At 38.8% G+C, this 21,721-nt stretch carries 15 protein-coding genes; 7 read left to right on the forward strand and 8 right to left on the reverse strand.

Annotated features, from left to right (window positions below; genetic code table 11):
• Positions 1-97: 97 nt before the first annotated feature.
• The gene (locus J0H12_02555; protein MBN9412795.1) at positions 98-1,612 is read right to left on the reverse strand and encodes a hypothetical protein; all 1,515 of its coding nucleotides are present in this window, start codon (positions 1,610-1,612) and stop codon (positions 98-100) included.
• Positions 1,613-1,894: 282 nt separating this feature from the next.
• On the opposite strand from J0H12_02555, the gene rpsF reads away from it, so the two are divergent.
• The 6 genes from rpsF (at position 1,895) to alr (ending at position 6,778) form a co-directional block, all read left to right on the forward strand.
• Complete coding sequence (gene rpsF, locus J0H12_02560) at positions 1,895-2,311, forward strand: 30S ribosomal protein S6 (protein ID MBN9412796.1); 417 nt, start codon at positions 1,895-1,897, stop codon at positions 2,309-2,311.
• A gap of 11 nt (positions 2,312-2,322) precedes the next feature.
• A complete protein-coding gene (locus J0H12_02565; protein MBN9412797.1) occupies positions 2,323-2,574 on the forward strand; it encodes a 30S ribosomal protein S18 in 252 nt (83 codons plus the stop codon).
• Between the two features lie 12 nt (positions 2,575-2,586).
• The gene (locus J0H12_02570) at positions 2,587-3,513 is read left to right on the forward strand and encodes a DUF2232 domain-containing protein (GenBank protein ID MBN9412798.1); all 927 of its coding nucleotides are present in this window, start codon (positions 2,587-2,589) and stop codon (positions 3,511-3,513) included.
• Positions 3,514-3,522: 9 nt separating this feature from the next.
• Positions 3,523-4,029, forward strand: a complete 507-nt coding sequence (gene rplI, locus J0H12_02575; GenBank protein MBN9412799.1) for a 50S ribosomal protein L9 — start codon at positions 3,523-3,525, stop codon at positions 4,027-4,029.
• Between the two features lie 123 nt (positions 4,030-4,152).
• Positions 4,153-5,646 carry a replicative DNA helicase gene (locus J0H12_02580; protein ID MBN9412800.1) on the forward strand — a complete coding sequence of 498 codons (1,494 nt, stop codon included), beginning with the start codon at positions 4,153-4,155 and terminating at the stop codon, positions 5,644-5,646.
• The gene (gene alr / locus J0H12_02585) at positions 5,633-6,778 is read left to right on the forward strand and encodes an alanine racemase (GenBank protein ID MBN9412801.1); all 1,146 of its coding nucleotides are present in this window, start codon (positions 5,633-5,635) and stop codon (positions 6,776-6,778) included. Before J0H12_02580 ends, alr begins: the two co-directional genes overlap by 14 nt.
• A gap of 9 nt (positions 6,779-6,787) precedes the next feature.
• Here alr and J0H12_02590 read toward each other — a convergent pair whose 3' ends face one another.
• The 7 genes from J0H12_02590 to J0H12_02620 all read right to left on the reverse strand — a co-directional run bounded on the left by J0H12_02590 (position 6,788) and on the right by J0H12_02620 (position 15,952).
• Positions 6,788-8,581: a hypothetical protein gene (locus J0H12_02590; protein MBN9412802.1), complete on the reverse strand. Its 1,794-nt coding sequence runs from the start codon at positions 8,579-8,581 to the stop codon at positions 6,788-6,790.
• Positions 8,582-8,648: 67 nt separating this feature from the next.
• Positions 8,649-10,058 carry a hypothetical protein gene (locus J0H12_02595; protein MBN9412803.1) on the reverse strand — a complete coding sequence of 470 codons (1,410 nt, stop codon included), beginning with the start codon at positions 10,056-10,058 and terminating at the stop codon, positions 8,649-8,651.
• Positions 10,059-10,310: 252 nt separating this feature from the next.
• The gene (locus J0H12_02600; protein MBN9412804.1) at positions 10,311-10,754 is read right to left on the reverse strand and encodes a DUF2948 family protein; all 444 of its coding nucleotides are present in this window, start codon (positions 10,752-10,754) and stop codon (positions 10,311-10,313) included.
• Entirely contained in the window at positions 10,711-12,036 is a 1,326-nt protein-coding gene (gene murA, locus J0H12_02605) for a UDP-N-acetylglucosamine 1-carboxyvinyltransferase (protein ID MBN9412805.1), read from the reverse strand. The genes J0H12_02600 and murA overlap by 44 nt, the downstream gene beginning before the upstream one ends.
• Complete coding sequence (locus J0H12_02610) at positions 12,029-12,598, reverse strand: dCTP deaminase (protein MBN9412806.1); 570 nt, start codon at positions 12,596-12,598, stop codon at positions 12,029-12,031. Before J0H12_02610 ends, murA begins: the two co-directional genes overlap by 8 nt.
• Before the next feature lie 195 nt (positions 12,599-12,793).
• A complete protein-coding gene (locus tag J0H12_02615; protein ID MBN9412807.1) occupies positions 12,794-14,344 on the reverse strand; it encodes a hypothetical protein in 1,551 nt (516 codons plus the stop codon).
• 357 nt (positions 14,345-14,701) lie between these two features.
• A complete protein-coding gene (locus tag J0H12_02620) occupies positions 14,702-15,952 on the reverse strand; it encodes a hypothetical protein (protein MBN9412808.1) in 1,251 nt (416 codons plus the stop codon).
• A gap of 905 nt (positions 15,953-16,857) precedes the next feature.
• On the opposite strand from J0H12_02620, the gene J0H12_02625 reads away from it, so the two are divergent.
• Entirely contained in the window at positions 16,858-21,714 is a 4,857-nt protein-coding gene (locus J0H12_02625) for an NAD-glutamate dehydrogenase (GenBank protein ID MBN9412809.1), read from the forward strand.
• Positions 21,715-21,721 lie beyond the last annotated feature (7 nt).

Below are 21,721 nucleotides of genomic sequence, written 5' to 3' on the forward strand. Positions count from 1 at the left end.
ATAAGATGATTCTTTGCTATATAGAAACATCTCCTTGCCGGTATTTGCCGGCGTTGTTGGGAGACATTCAAAGGCAATATTAAATAATAAAAATTTATTACTCCCTCTTTTCTGCTGTAGAAGATGACGCTTGAGCTTTTTCTCTTAAAATTGTGACAATTTCCTGCATTTTTGCTGCTGTTGGTCTTGTGATACCGGTTTCTTTAGAGGTACCTGTATGATTCGTATGCATAACTGACACAACACCAGGATTTTGATCGGTAGGATCGATCTTAATTTTTACTTCTTTCTTGTCAGCCTCAAAATGAGAAAAGTACCCTAATTTATTAAGAGCTTGCGCTAAACTAAGAAAATGACGAGTTTTCATGCCAGCAGACGCTCCCCCATCGTGTTTTTTTAAAACATCTTCGAGTTGACTAAGTTTATCAATTGTTACTTTTAAATCATTTGGGGTGGATGACGATAAGGTAGGGCGTCTTTGAGATGCAGCTGGTAAAACAGGTGATGGCAATGAAGTTGATGATGAGGCGATAGCAGCTTCTTGCTTGGAGTGCGTTTCTGCAGCGCTATGTTGGATAGGAGACGCTATTTCTGCTTTTTTTTCTGTCGATTCTGGGAGAGCAGAAGGCACACTTATTTCAGGGTGGAGAGTTGCTTCATTTTTTTGTGAAGGCTCTTCAGGCTCATTTTCAAGAAGTATTTGATCATTCCCAAGTGTTTCAGGAAGAGAATTAAGTTCACTTAACTTAGGAAGAGGCATTGCCTGAAAATCGAACTTGTAATCACCTAATTTCCCGTTAACACATGTACGCTTAAGCAATTTTCTGTTAGGATTTTTGGGATCTTTTAAGTGTGAGTCTATAAAAATATACTGATTCACAAAAAGCATATAGTAAAGTTGTGTATTATGGATGATATAATCGTAGATTGAAAGTTTACCTTCTTTTTCAGCAAGTATAGAGTGGACGAAGTTTTGACTATAAAGCTTAATATTATTTGCAGGCGTATAGCTAACTTGCCCAAAATAATTTGTAAATTCTTGCAAATTAAATTCATCATTCGTCACGCCAAACACGTTGTTTGTCATAAATTCGATCTTTTTTAAGACAGCGCAAATATTAAAGAAATAAGTTTTAAGAATTTCTAAATCCGATTTTAAATATATGGCTTTTTGAGTTATCTCATTCGCAGTATCCAAAAGTTCAACAAGCGCTTTATCAAAGGCATTCATCAAGTAAAATTGTACAATTGTTTCTTTTTTAACCACAAAATCAAGCGTTAAGCCATCAAAGCTACCCGTTTTTTTGAAGTGAACCGGAGTGTAAAGTTTTCCTTGTCGAGCTGTTTCTTCAATTAAATCGAATAATGAGCGTAGTTCATCTTGTGTATGCCGAGGTTTAAGTTGACCTATATAGTACTTTTCAAAGTGTTCTTTTCCTTGATCCCACAAGACTTTACCTGTTGAAATGTTTGCCTTACCTGAGGATGGAATAGGCAAAGCATAAGGGCTTTTCTTTTCTTCGCTAAGATCAAGAGCTGATGAAAGAGCATGAAAGGGAAATAAAAAACTTATACCCAATAGGAACATAAAGGAAAATTTAGTATATTTCATAGTTATATAGCTTTCAAATCTCAATAGTGTCTTTTTGGTAACATTATTTCCATTTAAAGTCAAGATTAGCTTATCGTCACTAAAGTGATATGAAGACGTATGAGCCTTATACTGTGCACGCTTTTCCGACTTAAACTAACTTAAAAGTATTCTCTGCAAAGCTAAAATTTCACACACAATTGAGTTGTTTTTTCTAATAGAACACGCTATACGGAAACATCTCCTTGCCGGTTTTTTGCCGGCTCTGTTGATTTTTCAACCCATTAGCCATAGGGAGCTGATATGAATAATTATGAAATCGTTATTATTGCGCGTCAAGATTTAGCGCCTGCGCAAGTCGAGACTCTCGCAGAAAAATTTATTGGAATTATTAAAGATCAAGGTGGCCAAATTATCCGCAATGAATATTGTGGCCTTCGTACCCTTGCTTACCTCATTAAGAAAAATCGTCGCGGCCACTATGTTGTATTAAATACGACAGCCCCTGCTGCTGCCATTAAAGAAGTTGAGCGCGTGATGCGGATCAATGAAGATATCCTTCGTTTTCAGACAATTGCTGTTGAAGAGCATGAAAAAGGGCCTTCAGCTATTCTAAAAGCGTCTCGTTATCAAAGAGATGACTATTCACCTTCACATGAGCGTGGTGACAGAGATGCCGAAGATGGCGATTCTGGAACTGAAGAAGAATTAGAAAACTAAGGAAAAGTATTATGAATGATCCAATGTCAAAAGGTGGTCCACGTCGTCATTTTTTCCGTCGTCGGAAAAGTTGTCCTTTTAGTGAACCAGGTGCACCTAAGATTGATTACAAAGATGTTCGTCTTCTTCAGAAGTATATTTCTGAACGTGGAAGAATTATTCCAAGACGTATTACATCAGTAAGTGCAAAACATCAACGTGATTTGGCCATTGCAATTAAGCGTGCACGCTTTTTAGCTTTGTTGCCTTACGTTGTTCGTTAAAAAGTCTTTATTGTGACGACCTTGTCGTCCAAAGACTGGCATCAGGTTCTTGCAAGAGGAGTGCTTACGGCACTCCTTTTTCAAGGTTTTATAACGGGTAATCCTTTATGGGTTGCAGCCGCTCTTTTTCATCAAATCCCTCTATTTTCTGTTGGGCTCCAGTATGGGCTACGACCATTTCTAATCAGTTCCGTTATAACATCTTGCTGTATTGCTCTCTTAGGGGGAGTGAAATCAGCATTGTTTCAAAGTTTATTCTTCTTAGGTCCTTGTTTAGTCCTGATTTCTTTGGCTTTACGTCACCGGCAGACATCAAATAAAGAGATTGAGTGGTATCCGACGGGACGTCTTGTTGCATATTTGATAGCTTATATTTTAGGCCTTACGGCTTTTCTTACGATTACATTATTTGTAAATGGGAATCTTCAAACACTCCAACAAACTCTCTTAGAGGGATTAGGAAAACTTAATCCAGAGTTAGAAACTCTTTATCGACCTTTCATTGCGCAACTTGTAATGCTTTTGCCAGCTCTTTTTGCGAGTTTCTTATTTTTATTTACAGTGATCAATGGAATCCTAGCACAGAATATATTGCAGAAATTGTCGGGAAATCTAAGGCCAGCGCCTTCGATGATTCGTTTTGAACTTCCGTGGTGGCCTTGGTGGACATTTGCAGGTATTGGTATACTTGCTTTTTTTGGAAGGGGAATAACGAGTCAGGTTTCGATAAACATGGTCGTGGTTTTATTGAATGCGTTTATCCTTGAAGGACTTGCCATAGTTCATAGTTATTCAACAAAATATAAACAAAGAAATTTGTTTCTTTGGATTTTTTATACTCTTATGGTAGTGTTCGGCTGGTTAGCGTTATTACCCGTTTTGATTGTGGGAATTTTTGAGCCATGGCTCAATTTAAAAGAACGATTGTCTAAGATTTAGGAGAAAAATATGGAAGTCATACTATTACAACGTGTTGAACATTTAGGACAAATGGGTGATATCGTTCGTGTTAAGCCAGGTTATGCTCGCAATTTTCTGTTACCTAAAGGTAAAGCAGAAAGAGCGACAGCGAACAAGGTTGAAGAATTTAAGCAAAAGCGTGCCCAACTTGAGGCTCACAACTTGCAACTGAAAAAGGAAGCAGAAGCAGTTGCCGCAAAGATGAAAGGCCTTAGTGTTATTATTTTGCGTCAAGCAGGTGATAACGGTCTCCTTTACGGATCTGTTCGTCCTCAAGATATTGCTGAAGCAGTGACCGCTGCAGGTTTTACTGTGACACGTGCTCAAGCTATTTTAAGTATGCCAATTAAAGCACTTGGCTTGCACCAAATTCAAATCGCGCTTCATCCAGAAGTGGCAGAAACAGTTATTATTAACGTTGCTCAAACACAAGAAGAAGCACTTGCACAAGCTTCTTCTAAAAACTCCAAAGAGTCTGAAGGAGTTAGCGCTTAAGTTTTAAATAGCGCTTGTTCATAATGCCAAGGCAGAGTATAAAAAAATTATCTGCTTTGGCTCATTATGAAAAATTTTCAGGTACGTCTTTTTAAATATTAAGCCCTCAACAAGAGAGTTGTTATGACAGGAAACGTTGTTGCACTCACAGAAAATCGAAATCTATTGGCCTCTTCAACTCTTGAACACGACCGTATTCCACCTCACAATTATGAGGCTGAACAAGCCCTTTTAGGCGCTTTACTGCATAATAATCAAGCTTATGAAAAAATCTCTGATTTTTTAATGGCGGAACATTTTGCAAACGCTGCGAATGGGCGTATTTATGCAGTTATTTCCAAGCTTATTGAGCGCGGTCAAATTGCAGATCCCATTACGCTTAAAAGCACATTTGAACAAGACAATTCCCTTCAAGAAATTGGGGGAACTCAGTACCTTGCTCACCTTGCCGCTTCGGTAGTTTCCATCATAAGTGTTCAGCATTATGGTGAGCTTATTTATGATCTTCATTTAAGACGCCAGCTCATTGATTTAGGGGAGGAGGTTGTTAATAATGCTTTTACTCCTGATGTCGAACATGGCGCTCAACGACAAATTGAAAGCGCGGAACAACGCTTGTATGATTTGGCAACTGTCGGTCAAGCTGATCGTGGATTTGTTCCTTTTTCCAAAGCGCTGACAGAATCTATCCAAATTGCCGAACTTGCCTTTAAGCGGGAAGATAAAATTGTTGGTGTGACATCCGGTTTTAAAGATCTTGATGGTCTTTTGGGTGGTTTGCATCCCTCAGACCTCATCATTCTGGCAGGTCGTCCTTCGATGGGAAAGACAGCCTTAGCCACGAACATCGCGTTTAATGCCGCTGAAGCGGGTCTTGAGCAAAAAATATATGGCGGAATTGTTGCCTTTTTCTCCCTTGAAATGTCGTCTGAACAGCTTGCAACGCGTCTGTTAGCCCAAGAATCAGGGGTGCCTTCTGATCGAATCCGACGAGGTGATATTCCTCAGGGTGATTTCCAGAAGTTTTTTGAAGTAAGTCGTCGTCTTGCAAATTTACCTCTTTATATTGATGATACGCCGGGGTTGACTATTTCAGCTTTACGCACGAGAGCGCGTAGGCTTAAGCGCAAACATGGTCTTTCAATGATCGTTGTTGACTACTTACAGTTATTACAAGGGTCTTCAGGCTCAAGAAATTCAGAGAGTCGGGTTCAAGAAATTTCAGAGATAACAAGAGGGCTTAAAACGCTTGCAAAAGAGCTTAATGTCCCCGTTATTGCTCTTTCTCAGCTTTCGCGTGCTGTTGAGCAGCGTGAAGATAAACGTCCTCAATTAGCGGACTTACGTGAATCTGGATCGATTGAGCAAGATGCGGATGTCGTCATGTTTGTTTATCGTGAAGAATATTATGAAAGCAGGCGGGAACCAACTCCCAACTCTGATAAACACGCAGAATGGTCAACAAGAATGAAAGAAATTTATAATTTAGCTGAGGTTATTGTCGCTAAGCAAAGACATGGGCCTATTAACAACGTTAAATTATTCTTTGATGGCGCTTTGACCAAATTTGGAAATTATGTTGAATCTGAACGGATGCCTCAGTATGGAGGGCGTTAAACAGGAATCAGAGAGGAGCTCTTTCTTAAAAAGTGTGCCTGCGGCGACAACCTCGGTCATGATGGTTGATTTGCAGGCGATTCAACATAATTACGTCTTAACTCAAGCTCACCTTAAACCTGGATGCCAAATCGCGGCAGTTGTTAAAGCCGATAGTTATGGACTGGGAATGAGCCAAATCTCTCAAGCTCTTTATGCCCAAGGATGCCGTATTTTCTGTGTTGCTTTTATTGAGGAAGGTGTAAGACTTCGTCAGGCATTGCCGTATCACGATGCAAAAATTATTGTTTTTTGCGGCGTTTTAGAGCGAACTGAAGATTATTTTTTTGAGTCTCATTTAATTCCTGTTCTTGTTGATCTGGGACAGGTTTCTCGCTGGTCCAAGTTTGGACAGTTAAAAAATCAAGTTTTACCAGCTATTCTTCATGTTGATACGGGAATGACTCGGAATGGCCTTTCATTTCAAGATGTTATGAGTCTAAGCCAGGATCCAAGTTCTATGGATTCTTTTCAGCTAGAGATGATTATAAGCCATTTGGCAAGCAGTGATGAACCGGAAAATCCTCAAAATGAAGAACAACGTCAGGCTTTTGAACGTTGTCTAAAGATGCTTCCTCAAACGGCAGTAAGTCTTGCAAATTCCAATGGAATTGCTTTAGGGGAAGCTTATCATTATGACTATGTTCGCCCGGGCTTGGGGCTTTATGGGTATGCAGATCCTTATCCCGAGAGGCATAATTTAAGGGCTAGTTTAGCTCTTTATGCATCCATTGTGCAGATTCAGGAAGCCCATTTAGGGCAAAGTGTTGGATATAATGCAACTTATCAATGTAAGACACCTAAACGCTTAGCAACCTTGGGAATTGGCTATGCTGATGGCATTATGCGAGAATTATCGAATAAAGGGCATGTTTATATCGGAGAATTTTCGGCGCCGATCGTGGGGCGCATCTCAATGGACTTTATGATGGTTGATGTGACGGATATTCCTGACTCATTATGTCAGGTTGGCGCTTGGGTTTCAGTGTATTCATCAGCTCAAAATCTTCGAGAAATGGCGTCCTTAGCGGGTACGAATCCGTATGAGTTACTCACAAGCCAAGGGAAACGGGCCTACCGTATTTATTCTTAGGAAGAATTATCAGCTTGAGCTACTTGTTGCTTTAGCTGTGTTCTTTTTCGCGGATTTTCCACTTATAGGAACAGAAGAAACCGTACTTTCCTTTTCTATTGGGGGTAAAGTTGTCTGAATAGCGCTGGTCTTTTTTTCCCTTTTCTCCGCTGTTCTTGTTGATCTTCTGGGCGCTTTTTTTTCCGGAGAAGAGCTAGAGCTACTTTCAGGACTTTCTTCTTCTAATGTAGGCATGGGAACAGGTGAAGAGGGATGCCGTTTTTTTGTAAGGGGTTTTTGAACAGATAAATGTATTTGCTCGTCATCTTCTTCAACTTTCACAATTTCTTCAATTTCTTCTGTTGTATCTAAAGTGCTTCTAATCTTGGTGCGGATGTCCAATCCTCCAGGTAATAGATCAATCGTGATTGTTCCACTGTTTAACGTGGAATAAATAGCTTTAGTTGTTGTATGAAGGCTTTCTTCTTTTTTAGCATCTTTTCCAACTAATACATGATGCGCAGGAACTTGCTTTAAACGAGAAGGCAACTTAAAATTTTCATATGCCTTAGGGGTAGGATGATTATGCTGATGACCATGGCTAATGATGACATATTCAGGATCAACAAGTTTAATCAATTCTGGGCTATTACACCCATGTTCGATAGCCCCATGATGGCTCGCAAGCAGGACTGTTGATCTTAAGAAACCAAGATTATTTTTATAATTGAGTTTAATGCATCTTACTGTTGCTTGTGTTGCATCTCCCGGGAGCATGACAGAAGAGTCACCATGTTGAACTTTTATAACGAGACTATCCTTGTTATCGTCTGTCTCATCATCTCCATGACGAAGAACGTTGTTAAGTTCTCCACTGTGAATGGGGTTGACGGCCAGCAGAGAGATCGTGACTTGAGGATGGAAGTCAAATGCTTTTGCAAAAGGCAATTTTGAGAAATTTGGATCTCCAGAGAAAATGTGAGGTGCAAATTCATCGTTTTTTTCCATTTTAATAAGCATTTGTAAAGGATCAAGATTTTTAGGATCTAAAGCGTCATATTGAATGGCAGGGAAGAAAATTTGAGTTTGATTGTTTAGACAAATTCTTAACCAGTCTTTAAATGTGTCTCGATCACTTGGATAATAATGGCTCGGGAGACCTCCAAAAATAAGAAAATCTATTTTATCAGTTGTTTGAGAAAACAATTCCATCAACCAGCCATAGTGATCTTGATCGGGATGTGTAATAACGACTGTCTTCACGGCAATCGGTGAGATTTTTGTTTGCTCTTGTTGTTGATTTTTCCTCAGCGTAGATTTTTTTGACCGAGATTTTTTTTCCTGCTGTGGTTCTGTAGGTTTTTTTAACATTCCGCGCATATCTTCAATAAATTTATCCAAATACGTTTGCCTTAAGTGAATGATCGTATCTTTATCTTCCATGGCATCTTCCCAATCCGGTGATTTTACGGTGCTTTCAGGAGGGATGAGTTCACCTTTTTTCTTAAGGGGTGTATGAAGTGAAGAGGATGCTTGATTTGAATTAGAATTACTTTCTTTCTGGAGGATGGATTCAATTTGATACTGCGTGTAAGCAGCTTCATTCGCAAAGGCTTTTGATCCGATATCCACGAGCATAAATTCCGAGAGGCCTGTAAGAGGATTTTTTACTTCTAAAGTGACACAGTTTCCCTCGCCAACTGCATGAACTCTAAGAGTAACTTGAGGCGAAGACTCATCTTCATGTATGGAAGGAGTCGCAAAACTAAAAGTTATTAAAAAGCTGAAAGAAATAATAAAAGAGTAAAAAAAACGAAATTTCAACTCAAGGCTCCTTAGAAGAAAGTAGACGTCTTATCTATTTCTTCATATAGGAACCTTTTTTTTTATTTCAACTTTCAGTCAAGAATTTTTCAATGATTTTTATCATACTTTTTTGCATAACTGGAGCTACACGTAGATCATCCCAATTTATTCTAATATCGCCTTGAAGAGGGGCGCCATAAAGTTCAACCCATTCTGTGGAAAATTCTTCCGGGAAATAATATTGGCCTTGAGAATAAGCATATGGTAGGCCAACTCTCATCCCCTCTTTAATAGAGGCGGAAAGGTTATTCTTATCTGTTTTAGCTTTTGAAAATTTATATTTTTCTTCCCAAAATTTAATGAGGTATTCCCATCCTCTAGGATCATTTATTTCTCCGGCCTTCCTAAAAAAATCAGCGGTTTCTTCGGTTAAATGGTTAGCCTCAATTCGTAGTATCCCTAATTCAATATACCCTGTTGCTATTCTATAATTTTCCGTTACTTGTCTAAAGATGGAAGCTTGTAATTCCTTTGCTTCGTCATTGTCCTCTGGTTCATCATAAAGAAGATAGCCTCGGTCAAGGAGTAGCGTTGGGTCATGCTCTTTTTCAGAAATTTCTTTTAAGATATTTTCTTTAGGAATGGTGTCTTCAATGCCGTCAAGAAATTCTATCACGTCACTATAAGCACGGGAATACCCTCGCTGTGCAAGCATCAGGAAATCTTCCATTGTTGATTCTTGAGATGCTGTGATAAGTGCATGATATTTATTTCTTAAATGGTCAGGATGACGCCTAAACAGGTCATGAGCAGAAAGAGTCTCGTCATAACGCGAAATACAAGTAAAAAAGTCTTCTGTGATGCCGCGCCCTAATAAATAACATGCATCTGGATCGTCTTCATATGATTTTAATTCTTGAATTGCCTTGCCAAAATATCCTTCAAAAAACTCTGTTAAAATTGGAACTTCGGCATATTTACGGTGTCTGCGTATTTTTTGGAGAGTGTTACAAAGTAAATATTTTCCACGGGGATCTTTGAGTTTTGCATTAATTGCAAATCCCCAAATGATATCAAAGCGTTTCAATAAGTGGCTTCTGTAGGGACAATCAAACCAGTCGAGGGCTTGAGGATGGAAAAAAAGGTGGGCACCGACCTGTTCTTTCCATGTTGTTTGGGAGGGCCACCTATAATCAATCTTATGTTGTCCCGCATATGATTTCCACGTTTCTTCAGAAAGAGAGAGTTGTGCAAAGATGTCATAAGCGTTTTTTAATTTTTTCCACTCAGCTTCAGAATAGGCTATTTTTATTATGGTATGAATGTCATCAATAGACTTAAAGTCTTGTTCAAGACTAGCCGAAGGTGCTGAGGTAAGAGATAAAGTAGGAGAGCAATCCACTTCCATGGAATCTGATGTGTGAGAAGATGCTTGGCATGATATCTTTTGAAATCCCATAACGCATATCAGAGTCGCTAAAATCAATTTCTTCACGATAGATTCTCCTTGAGAGGCTTTGATGCTCTTCTTTTTTAATTTTTATGACAGTTAGCACAAAAAAAATTAAAGATTAAGTAAAATTTTAGGAAAATTTTTCTTATAAGGCAAGGTAATAACCTTTTGGACAAAACAATTCAAAAAGAGGAGGAGAGTCATTAAGATGAAAATCACAGAGTTAAAAAGTGGGCAAGCTCATCAAAATTTTGAGGCTCAGATGAGTTTTAGAGTGTCTCTAGAAGGATGAACTTAAGGATGTTCAGGTTTTTGATGCGTCCACCAAGCTTCGTGAAGATCATGAAAATGACACATAATCTTTTCCACATGGAGACAAATCTCGCATTGATCTGAAAACAAAAGATGGATCTCACCTTCTTTATCGCCATGAATTGTTAAAAGGTTCACTGTTTTGGTCGGATCTTTAAGATCAATCCCTTTATGGCGAACATGATGAACATGCGAAAAATGAAGGCCTGAATGCACACGTGAATACAGAGGTGTCCCTGTATGAAGTTGAGGGCTTACTTCCCAACAGAAACGGTTAGCTAAGATACTAAAATGCTTTCCCTCTTTATTATAATAGAAAGCTGTCATGGGAATGAGGCTATCTTGAAGATAGGCCCCCATCACTCTCAGATCTTGTTGATCTTCAGCACGCAGCTTTAACGGGGTGTGTTGTTGATGAAATGTCATATGTTGAGTCCTCCCTGACTCGTTCAATACTGGCACCACAGGCACCAAGCTTATTCTCTATTTCTTCATACCCGCGGTCAAGATGATAAACACGACTAACCATCGTTTCTTCCGAAGAAGTTAGAGCGGCGAGCACTAAAGAGACAGAAGCGCGAAGGTCTGTTGCCATCACAGGCGCACCTTTTAAGCTCTCAACGCCTTTGATGATGGCGGTATTGCCTTTAATAGTGATATCTGCGCCCATGCGAGCAAGCTCAGGCACGTGCATAAAGCGATTTTCGAAAATAGTTTCCGTGATAAGGGATGTTCCATCTGCCACGCATGTAAGGGCCATGAGTTGAGCTTGTAAGTCTGTTGCAAAGCCAGGATATGGATCTGTGATAACTTCAATGGCTTTAAGGCGATGAGACGGGCCTTTCGCAATAAATCCTTGAGGAGTCTTTTGGAATGTCATCCCCATCATCTCAAGGGTCTGAGACGCACTTGGAATGAGGTCTAAGTCAGTTCCCACTAATTCTATTTCACCGCCAGTAATGCCGGCTGCCATCGCATAAGTGCCCGTCTCAATGCGGTCTGGTAGAACAGAGTAAGTGGTTCCATGGAGACTAGAGACGCCTGTCACGGTTAAAATGGAGGTTCCAACGCCGTCAATTTTGGCGCCCATGCTTTGGAGGCAATGGGCAAGGTCGGTTACTTCAGGTTCAACCGCACAATTTAATAGACGTGTCGTTCCTTGGGCTAAAACTGCGGCCATGAGGATATTTTCAGTGCCTGTGACGGTCACCATGGGGAATGAGAATTCTGCGCCTTTGAGGCCATTTGGGGCCTTTGCAATGACATATCCGTCTTCAAGTGTAATTTCAGCGCCTAAGGCTTCTAATCCTTTTAGATGAACATCGACAGGGCGACTGCCAATGGCGCATCCACCAGGAAGAGAAACTTTTGCATAGCCGGTTCTTGCTAGAAGAGGGCCCAAGACAAGGACAGAGGCTCGCATTTTGCGCACAAGGTCATAGGGCGCTTCAGGAAGGATGGGGCCTTGCGCATGGAAGGTTGCTTGGTGTTCACCGACCGTGTGACCTGCATAAGTGGTTTTAACGCCCAGATGGCTTAGGACACTGCCAAGTGTAAAAACATCGGCGAGGCGGGGCAGATTTTTTAAAATCAAGGCTTCTTTTGTTAACAGGCTTGTACACATCAATGGAAGAGCAGCATTTTTTGCCCCTGAGATGCGAATTTTTCCAGAAAGTGTCCGACCGCCTACAATTTTAATCTTATCCATTTGCTTTTACTACCTGTGGTAAAGTTACACCGCGTTGCCCCATATACTTCCCTGATCGATCCTTATAAGAGACCTCGCAGGCTTGTTCGCCTTTTAGAAAGAGGAATTGGCAAGCTCCTTCATTTGCATAGATCTTCGCGGGAAGAGGGGTTGTATTTGAAAATTCTAGAGTCACGTGACCTTCCCATTCGGGTTCTAAAGGGGTCACATTTACAATAATTCCGCAGCGGGCATAAGTTGATTTTCCGAGGCAAATAACTAAAACATCTCGGGGAATCCGAAAATATTCAACCGTACGCGCAAGCGCAAAACTATTTGGGGGAATGATACATACATCTGTCACGCGATCGACAAATCCATTATGATCAAAATTTTTGGGATCAACCACGGCGCTATCAACATTGGTAAAAATCTTAAATTCATTCGCAACACGAGCATCATAACCAAAAGAAGATAAACCATAAGAAATAAGGCCTTGACTTTGTTGGCGTTCAACAAAGGGTTCAATCATGTTTTGAGTGAGCGCAGCCTCGCGGATCCAGAGATCTGATAGAATAGGCATAAGGTTCTCTAGTTACTTGTCAATATTTTCGTATCCTAATAGAAATTCGTCAAAAAGGGGAGAAAAATCTGAAAAACAGACGGAATTTTTTTGATATTTGTAGCTGTTTTTATGAGTGGATAAAAAGATGATTAAAAAAAGTTCTATCTCTTATCTAGGCCTTGTTGAAAAGAAGAAGCAAGCCTGATTCTTTTTTTAAAGAAATACTGTTGGATAGACTTGGTGGTCTGCAAGTCTTGTCAGCGTTTGGTTACGTTTTCTATTTCTTTCTAACTGTACTAAAGATACAGGTATTTGTTCACCCAATAAAGAAAAGGTTACCATCTGAAGGGTAAGATTTTCTTCTAAGCAGTTTTTTACTTCATCAATCAGGGGGGTGATATCTTCTCTTGTAGGGAATTTAATATCTAACTTTGTAAGAGTTGTATTTGATCTCATCTCTTTGATCAAAATTTGAGCACTGTCCATAAGCAAGGAATCCGACAATAAAAGTGTTTCCAAATTAGGCAAATAATTATTGAGTGCCTTTCCTACAGCTGATGCTCTACTTTTTGTGATCCAGCAAGCATGCAAAGTTAATTTTTGAAGACTTGTTGGAAACTTTGAGATGAGATAATCATTTAGATTACTTCTCTCACCCTGCAGACAGATATGGCTCAAAGGATTTTTTATAGCCAATTCTCGAAGGTTGGGCGAAAGAACTTGAGTCAAAGCGTCGAACGGTGACTCCAACGGTTCAGAATTATTAATATTATGTTTCGGAAGAATAGAATTTAAACTCAATACCTCAAGCTTCCCTGGAAGAGCCAAGAATGCACTTCCGTCTGGTGTTAGGCACTCGTTGAGAACAGCATGGTAGTAAATTTTCAATCTTTTGAGATCTCGGGGGAGTTTTTCAGTCAATTCTTTAAAATTACTATAAAGTGGATAGGGAAAGGGAGATTCTCTATTAGGATCTAAATGTAAACTTAACTCTTGTAAATTTGGTAGAGAAAAGATCGTTGATCCCAACATTGTATAATTTGGTTTTGTTGGCTCAGGATTCAGTATTTTTCTCTGTTCAAAATACCTTAATTCAAGTGCTTCGAGATTGGTAAATTGGCTTAAAATTTCGAGCATACTATTATCAACACAGTGATGTCTTAAATTCAATTTTCGCAGAGTAAAAGGAAGATCTGAAATCATGCTTTGTAGATGTTTTGTAGGAAAGGATAAATTCCATCCTAAAGATAGCTTTTCAAGTTTAGGGGGGAGATTAGAAGCTAAAACTTTTGCCATCTTCCCAAATCTCACACTTTCGGAGACTGTGTTGATGGTGGTATTCAGCCTATTAATCATATTCAAATTCATATCGAGTGCAAGAAGCGAAGAAAAATTTGGAAGAGCTAAGGCTAATTGCTCTAATTTTTCTAGCAGAATCTCATCAACATCGCTTGATTTGGGATTCAGAAGAGGGATATTAAATTCTATTTTGAGATCATGAAGATTGGTATGTTTTGAAAGCATAGAAAATAAAGATTGTATTTTTTCTAAATCTTCTAAATCTTCTGTATCTACATCCACTGCTGTAAGGGTTGTGAACTGAGATAAGTATTCAATACCTTCTGGCATCTCTGAGAGCTTATCATTGTTTTTCTTTCCTGCAATAATTTTAAGATGAGTAGGTCTTTGCTCTTGATCATCACTTGCGCAAGCGATTGTGGTTGAGAGGAGAAGAGAGCAAAGAGTTGCGACGAGTTTGTTCATTATGTTTGCCTCGTTAATAAGTATGGATAAGAGTTGCTTAAAGTATAGATAAGAATGCATTTGTAAATTACAAGACAGAGTTTAAATAAATGAGCTTTAATTGTAATAAAATGTCAATTTGTTAATAAAAATGATTTTTTGAATGTAAAAAATACTTGGTAATTATTTGATTTATATCTTTTATTTATTTAATTTTTGCACTGAATTTTCTTGAATTTTGTAGCTTGGTGGTGATCTAAGATTAGCAGGTCAATAAAAATCATATTAGCTTATAAGAGTTTAAGAAAATTTCTCTCAGTTGGAGCAAAACAGCAAGCTTGACTCACCCCCTAAGGAATGTCTCAAGCTTGCGTGCTATTAACTTGCTAGAAAGAATTTTGGAGAGGCTAAATCTTCAAGTGTTACGGCACGTTTCACATTATTGTTTAATGTTTGTCGAGTTGTTTTTGTTAGCTGGTAATTACCTCCTAATTTTTGCAGAGTATAATTTTCCTGTGGTACTTCAAATTTTAAATTTCTTGTATCTTCAAAGAGTGAAATATCTTGAAGGGTTGTATTCGAACTCAACATTGTGAATAAATGTTGTGCTATTTCCTCATCAAAGAGATTTTCATATAAGTCTAATTTTTGTAGATTGAGAAATTTCTTAGGAAACATCGACATTAAGACTTGTAGGCCGTCATTATGAATATTGTTGTTTCTTAAAGATAAGATGGTAAGGTTGGTTGAGACCGCCATTAAAGCTTGCATCGCGTTATCGTTGAGTACGAAATGCGATAAATGCAAACCCTGAAGATGAGGAGGAAACCACTTAATTAAATCTACGATGCCCTCTTGTGGCTTAGTACGATAAGAGTATTCTAACTTCAATACTTGGAGGGTGTGAGGAAGAGTATGTATTACTTCTAATATATTTTGAATGACCCATCTACTACAATTCCAATGGAATTCTTTAAGAGTAGGAAGAGAGCTAAGATTTTCTAGTAAAAAGTTGCCACCAACATGACCTACATGACCTAGTTTTAGGACTTGCAATTCAGAAAGTGTTGATAATTCTTTGAAAATATAATGGAAGTGCATATCACCATTATCTACATCCAACTTTGTGAGAGACGTCGGAAAAACGTTTATAAGATTGTTATCAGTAATACCTGATGTTTGTAATTTCAAGCTTTTGAGCTGAGAAAATCTTCGAAAGCTTTTAGCTAAAGTTTCTTTGGCTCTAAGTGGACTCACATGGCTCATGTTCAGACTCAACTTTTGGAGGGTATTGGGAAGAGCACGAACTAGTGACACCGTATCATTGTCTGTTGCATTAGTTAATTCTCCTAATTCTAATTCCTGGAGAGAAGAAAGATTGCTTAAGATTTGGTTGAATGTATTCATGTGGGATTTATCTAAATTTTCTACTGACAAATTTTGAAGATTTTTGTACGGCGCTAAATCTTCAAGTTTTCCTTGCCATGATGAAGATTTATCATGCAAAGTGCCGTTGCTAATAGCTTTAAGGTGAGTTAGGTTGTGGTTTTCATCTTGTTGATCACTTGCGCAAGCTATCGTGGTTGAGAGGAGGAGAGTGCAAAGAGTTTGAACGACTTTTTTCATCATGTTTAATTTTCCTTAATGGGTATAAGATTAGCCTCAAAAAATGTAGAAGACTTATCTGAATTGTAAGTAAGAATTTAAAGAAATTACCTCCATCAATAAAAAATGTCAATAAGTTAATAAATATGAATTTTTCCTGTCTGAAAATTATTTTATAAATTATTGATTTATATTAATTATTTTACTGTTTGAAGAGCTGAATTTTCTTGAAATTTGTATCATTGTATGGTAGTCTAATAGTAGATGGTCAGAGATGATGGTTTCCTTCCTTGAAGGCCTTTAAAAAGCCTTCAATCTTCTTCAATAATTCCTCTCCTTCCGTCCTTTAAAATTAAGAGAGTCTAGCAAACTCTGAAGAGTTCTTTTTAACGCTCTTATTTGAGCGAATACCCTCTCTTTGCCAAATGAAAGGAGGAGGAACCCCTCAGCGTGCGTGAGAGGCACGGTGCAAGTGGGGGATGGTGGTGAAAGGAAATGGTGATGGACCGATTCGTGATGGAAAGGTTTGGGAGAGATCGAAAGGTGACAGGTTCGATCTATAGGCTGCTTGAGATTCTCGGGACACGCCCAAGAATGACGCAGAATTAGAAGAGGAAGCATCTTTTGACAAGAATGTACTGAAAGGAACGAGAGGGATGCAACCAGACGGTGCCAGTAGACAACAGAAGGTCGTCAATGTGTGCATGAAAGAAGGGGAAAAGAAAGCCCGCAAAATAATTATTTTTTAACAGGTTAATGATTAAATAGCAGGGAGAGAGAAAATGGTCAGAGAAAATAGACAAAAAACAAAAATCTTTTATGGATTGAGGTTTTTAATAAAGGCTTTAGAGCAAAGCAAAAGTAAGCTAGCTTTTTGAGTGAAGCCAAGGTAAAAATAAATGGAAAATGATTCAGATAAGGTCTTAAAAATGAAGAAAAAGCAGCTGAATGAGCGTGTAGAGGCGATCGCAGAACTTGTTCAACAAAAAGTAAGCGTTGCCGTCAGAGAGTCTATCAAAAGCTTCACACAGCAATTTTTTGCAACGCTTGCCTCTGATGATATGCGAAAAATTCCCCTTGAAAATTTGGCAGTTGGTGTCGTCGATCTATGGCAATTTTTCCAAGAACGCGAAATTGGAAAACCAAAAATTCGGATCTATTATTGGAAACCAGACACGACCTTGTCTTCCCCTCTTGCTGAACGGATAGTGATTGATATTGTCAATGATGATATGTCATTCCTGGTTGATTCCCTTATTCAACTTCTGCAAAAACATAACCTTAAAGCCAAAAGAATTGTTCATCCTGTTATTAAAGTGAAGCGAGATGAAGAAGGAAAACTAACAGATGTATTTCATTTAACGGAAGAAATTCCCGACGCTCAATATGAATCAGTGATCCATTGTGAGATCGTGGAATCAATTTATCCAGAACTTGTTGATCTTTTGGTCGAAGAACTTCAAGGCGTTTTGCAGGATGTGAGATATGCAACTTCCGATTGGCAGAAGATGCTTGATAAAGCTTCAATTGCTCATGAAGATGTTCAAAAGACGTGTTCGCAGATTTATTGTGATCAACAAGAGGAAATTTTAAATTTTCTGTCGTGGATTCGGGAAGATCATTATACGTTTTTGGGATACGCGTCCTATGATTTCCGAGAAGGTTCCACTCAAGGACTTAAAGAAATTCAATGCTCAGAAGAGCTTGGTATTATGAAACTAAAGACATACCAAGATCTCGCAAAAATTTTTGAGGGCGTTGATTTTGAAAGTCAGACATTTCAATATATTTTAGAGCCTGTGCCTTTATTTATTAATAAAGCAAGTCAAGTTTCGCGTGTTCATCGAGGCGTGACAATGGATGTTATTGGGGTCAAGCGTTTTTCATCTGATGGTACGGTCATTGGGATGCATCTTTTTATGGGACTCTTTACCTCTGTTGCCTATGATAGCAGCGTTCGTGACATTCCTTTGTTGCGCCGAAAATTGGAACATATTCTTGATTATACAGGATTAGTTCCGGCATGGCATGATGGAAAATCATTGATTCATATTCTGGATTCTCTCCCTCGAGATGATTTCTTTCAAGCCGGTGTTGAACAATTAGCGGAAGTTGGGCTTGCTGTCTTAAATCTTCAAGAACGCCAGAGATTTGCCCTTTTTATTCATCAAGATCAATTCAATCGCTTTTTGTCTTGCCTCGTTTACATCCCGCGCGAGCGTTTTGATTCAGAGTTGTGTGATCTTATTGGACAAACACTTGCAAAGAATTTAAAGGGAGTGCTGTCGGTTTATAAAGCACAATTTGGATCTTTCGCCCTTGCTCGCGTTCATTACACGATTAATATCCAAGGGGGTATTAAAGAAAATTATAATACAGAAGACCTTGAAGAAAAAATTGTGAAAGTCGTGCGTTCGTGGAAAGACGATTTACGAATGACTCTTGTTTCAGCTTTTAATGATTATGAAGGACAAAAAGTCTTTCAACGCTATTCTCAAGCGTTCTCAAAAGGATACCAAGAGCGTTTTCAGGGAGCAGACGTTAAAGCTGATATTGAGCTCATAGAGTTAGCTTGTCATTACAATATTCCTAAGGCTCGTCTTTATACGATCGATGGCGCGCCAAATCATTGCTTACATCTGAAAGTTTTTAATCCAGGGGATCCGATGGCGCTTTCAGATATTTTGCCTGTGCTTGAAAATCTTGATCTTCGCATCATTAAAGAGATCCCTTTTGTGGTATCTCCTCAAGGGGTTACCGCACCTGTGTGGATTCATGATTTTGAGATGATCACGCGCGATAATTACGCTGTGAATGCTGAAGAAATTCAAACGAATTTCTTTAACGCGTTAAAGGCAATAAAGGGAGGATTAATCGAAGATGATGGGATTAATCGGCTCATTTTAAGAGCAAACATAACGCCCCGTGAAGGATTAATTTTGAGGGTTTTAAGTAAATATTTACGTCAGCTTCAGTTTTCATTCAGTCGAGAATATATAGAGCAAACCTTCTTGAAACATCCTGATATTACAAAGCAGCTGGTGACATTTTTCGGCAGCAAATTTGATCCCGAAATTGCCCTTGACGATCAACTTCTAAAACAAGAAATTTTGAAGAAGATTAATCAAATTCAAAATCCAGATGAAGATAAAATTTTAAGAAGATTTTTTAATCTGATACAGGCAGCCTTAAGAACAAATTTTTATCAAAAAGATGCAGAAGGTAATTTTAAGACGTATACGTCTATTAAATTTGATTGCCTTCAAATTGATGAGCTTCCTCTGCCAAAGCCAAAATTTGAGATCTATATCTATTCTCCTCGCTTTGAAGCCATTCACTTGCGGGGTGGAAAAGTTGCTCGAGGAGGTCTTCGATGGTCAGATCGCCTGGAAGATTACCGAACAGAAATTTTAGGTCTTCTTAAAGCACAGATGGTTAAAAATACGGTCATTGTGCCTGTGGGCTCAAAAGGCGGATTTGTCCTTAAAGCGGTTTCACAGAGTGCAACTCGTGAGGAGATTCTAACTGAGGCTATCACCTGTTATAAAACGATGATTCAAGGTTTATTGGATATCACAGATAATTATAAAGATGGAAAGGTGATTCCCCCTCAAGCTGTTGTGCGATGGGATGAAGATGATCCTTATCTTGTGGTTGCTGCAGATAAAGGAACAGCGACTTTTTCAGACTATGCCAACGAAGTCTCTAAAGCGTACGATTTTTGGTTGGATGATGCTTTTGCTTCGGGCGGATCCAGTGGTTATGATCATAAAAAGATTGGGATCACGGCGCGAGGCGTCTGGGAATCTGTGAAACGTCATTTTTATGAACTAGATATTCCTATCGAAAAAACACCCTTCACTGTTGCGGGTGTAGGGGATATGTCAGGAGATGTTTTCGGAAATGGGATGCTTCAATTCGAGACAATAAAGCTCGTGGCTGCCTTTAATCATCAACATATCTTTGTTGATCCAACCCCAGATTCTCAATTGAGTTATATTGAACGCAAACGTCTTTTTGAGCTTCCTCGTTCCACTTGGAAAGATTATGACTCTGCCTTTATTTCCAAAGGAGGTGGAGTGTTTGAGCGGACAGCCAAAATTATTTCTGTTTCTCCTGAAATGCAACGACTTTTTAATTTTGACGTGACCGAAATTACGCCTTCAGACCTCATAAAAGCTATTCTTAAATTGAATGTGGACCTTTTGTGGTTTGGTGGGATTGGAACTTTTATTAAATCCTCTAAAGAGAATCATCAAGAGGCAGGTGATCGTGCAAATGATGGATTGAGAGTGAATGCAAAAGAACTCCGCTGTAAAGTTATTGGAGAAGGTGCCAATTTGGGTGTGACGCAGTTAGGTCGTATTGAATATGCGACTCTAGGAGGGCGTATTAATACAGATGCCATCGATAATTCAGGGGGAGTGAATTGCTCAGACCATGAAGTAAATATTAAGATTCTTTTGAATCGGCTTGTCCTGGATGGAAGTTTAAGTTTGGAAGCGCGCAATAAGTTGCTGGAATCTATGACAGAGGAAGTTTCTAAGCTTGTTTTACGTGATAATTATAAGCAAGCACAAGCGATCAGTTTACTTGAAGCTCAAGGGCCAAATCTTTTGGATGGGCAAATTCGAATTATGAGAACACTGGAAGCAAAAGGGATCCTGAATCGAGCCCTGGAATATCTCCCAGATGATGCCATGATGTTGGAGCATCAAACATTACAAAAGGGTCTTACAAAACCTGAAATTGCAATTCTATTGGCCTATAGCAAAATTGATTTTTATCAAGAAATCCTTAAGTCTCCTCTTCTTGATGATTTTGTGTTTGAAGAAGATCTTTTAAATTATTTCCCAGATAGTATGCGTCGAGATTATCGAGAGGAAATTTTAGCGCATCCGTTGAGGCGCGAAATTGTGGCGACTAAGATTACAAATGAAATAGTTAATCGCATCAGTGCCAGCTTTATTTATGATACCATGGCAAAATTAAATTGCCGTCTTGAAGATGTTTACCGAGCCTATATCATTATTCGGAATGTCTTTGATCTTCGGGCGTTGTGGAGACAATTAGAAAGTTTGGATAAACTGATTCATCCAGAGACACTTCTAAAAGTCATGATTGATATTTTGCATATGGTGAGAAGAACAATCAAATGGTTGATTCGTAACTATAAAATGGAAGACAATATCACTGCATCAACTCATCTTTTTAAACTTGGAACAGGGGCCTTTTTAGCAGATCTTAATCATTTCTTAGATGATCAGAGTCATCTAACTCTGCAACAACAGATTGCATTTTATGAAAAGTTAGGCCTTCCACAAAAACTCGCGCTTGAGATTTCCCATCTTCAAGTGGCGACATTATCACCAGATATCATCTTAATTGCGTCACAAACGGGATATAGCATTGCGCAGATCTCGACTTTTTATTTTATGGTGGGGGCACGACTTGGGATTACTCGACTTCGACAAGCGATTGAAAAGATCAAATCGAATACATCATGGCATCGCCTTGCGATTTTAGGCCTTCAAGAAGACTTATTTAATATCCAGAATGAAGTCGTGTTACAGGTGTTAAGTTTTGATGATCAAGTGCCGAAAAATGCTCACCTCGACACAGCCATATTGATGGAACTTTGGACAAAGGCCTCAAAAGATAAGTTAATATCTCTTGATAACTTGCTTCAAGAAGCTTTTCTGCAAAATTCTTTGGATTTAGCAAATCTTACTGTGATTACTCGCGAATTGAGGAATTTAACAGTAGAATTAGCATTGAAGGGTTAGTCCTTGC

Origin of the sequence: Candidatus Paracaedimonas acanthamoebae (assembly GCA_017307065.1) — a bacterium.
GTDB lineage: Bacteria > Pseudomonadota > Alphaproteobacteria > Caedimonadales > Caedimonadaceae > Paracaedimonas > Paracaedimonas acanthamoebae_A.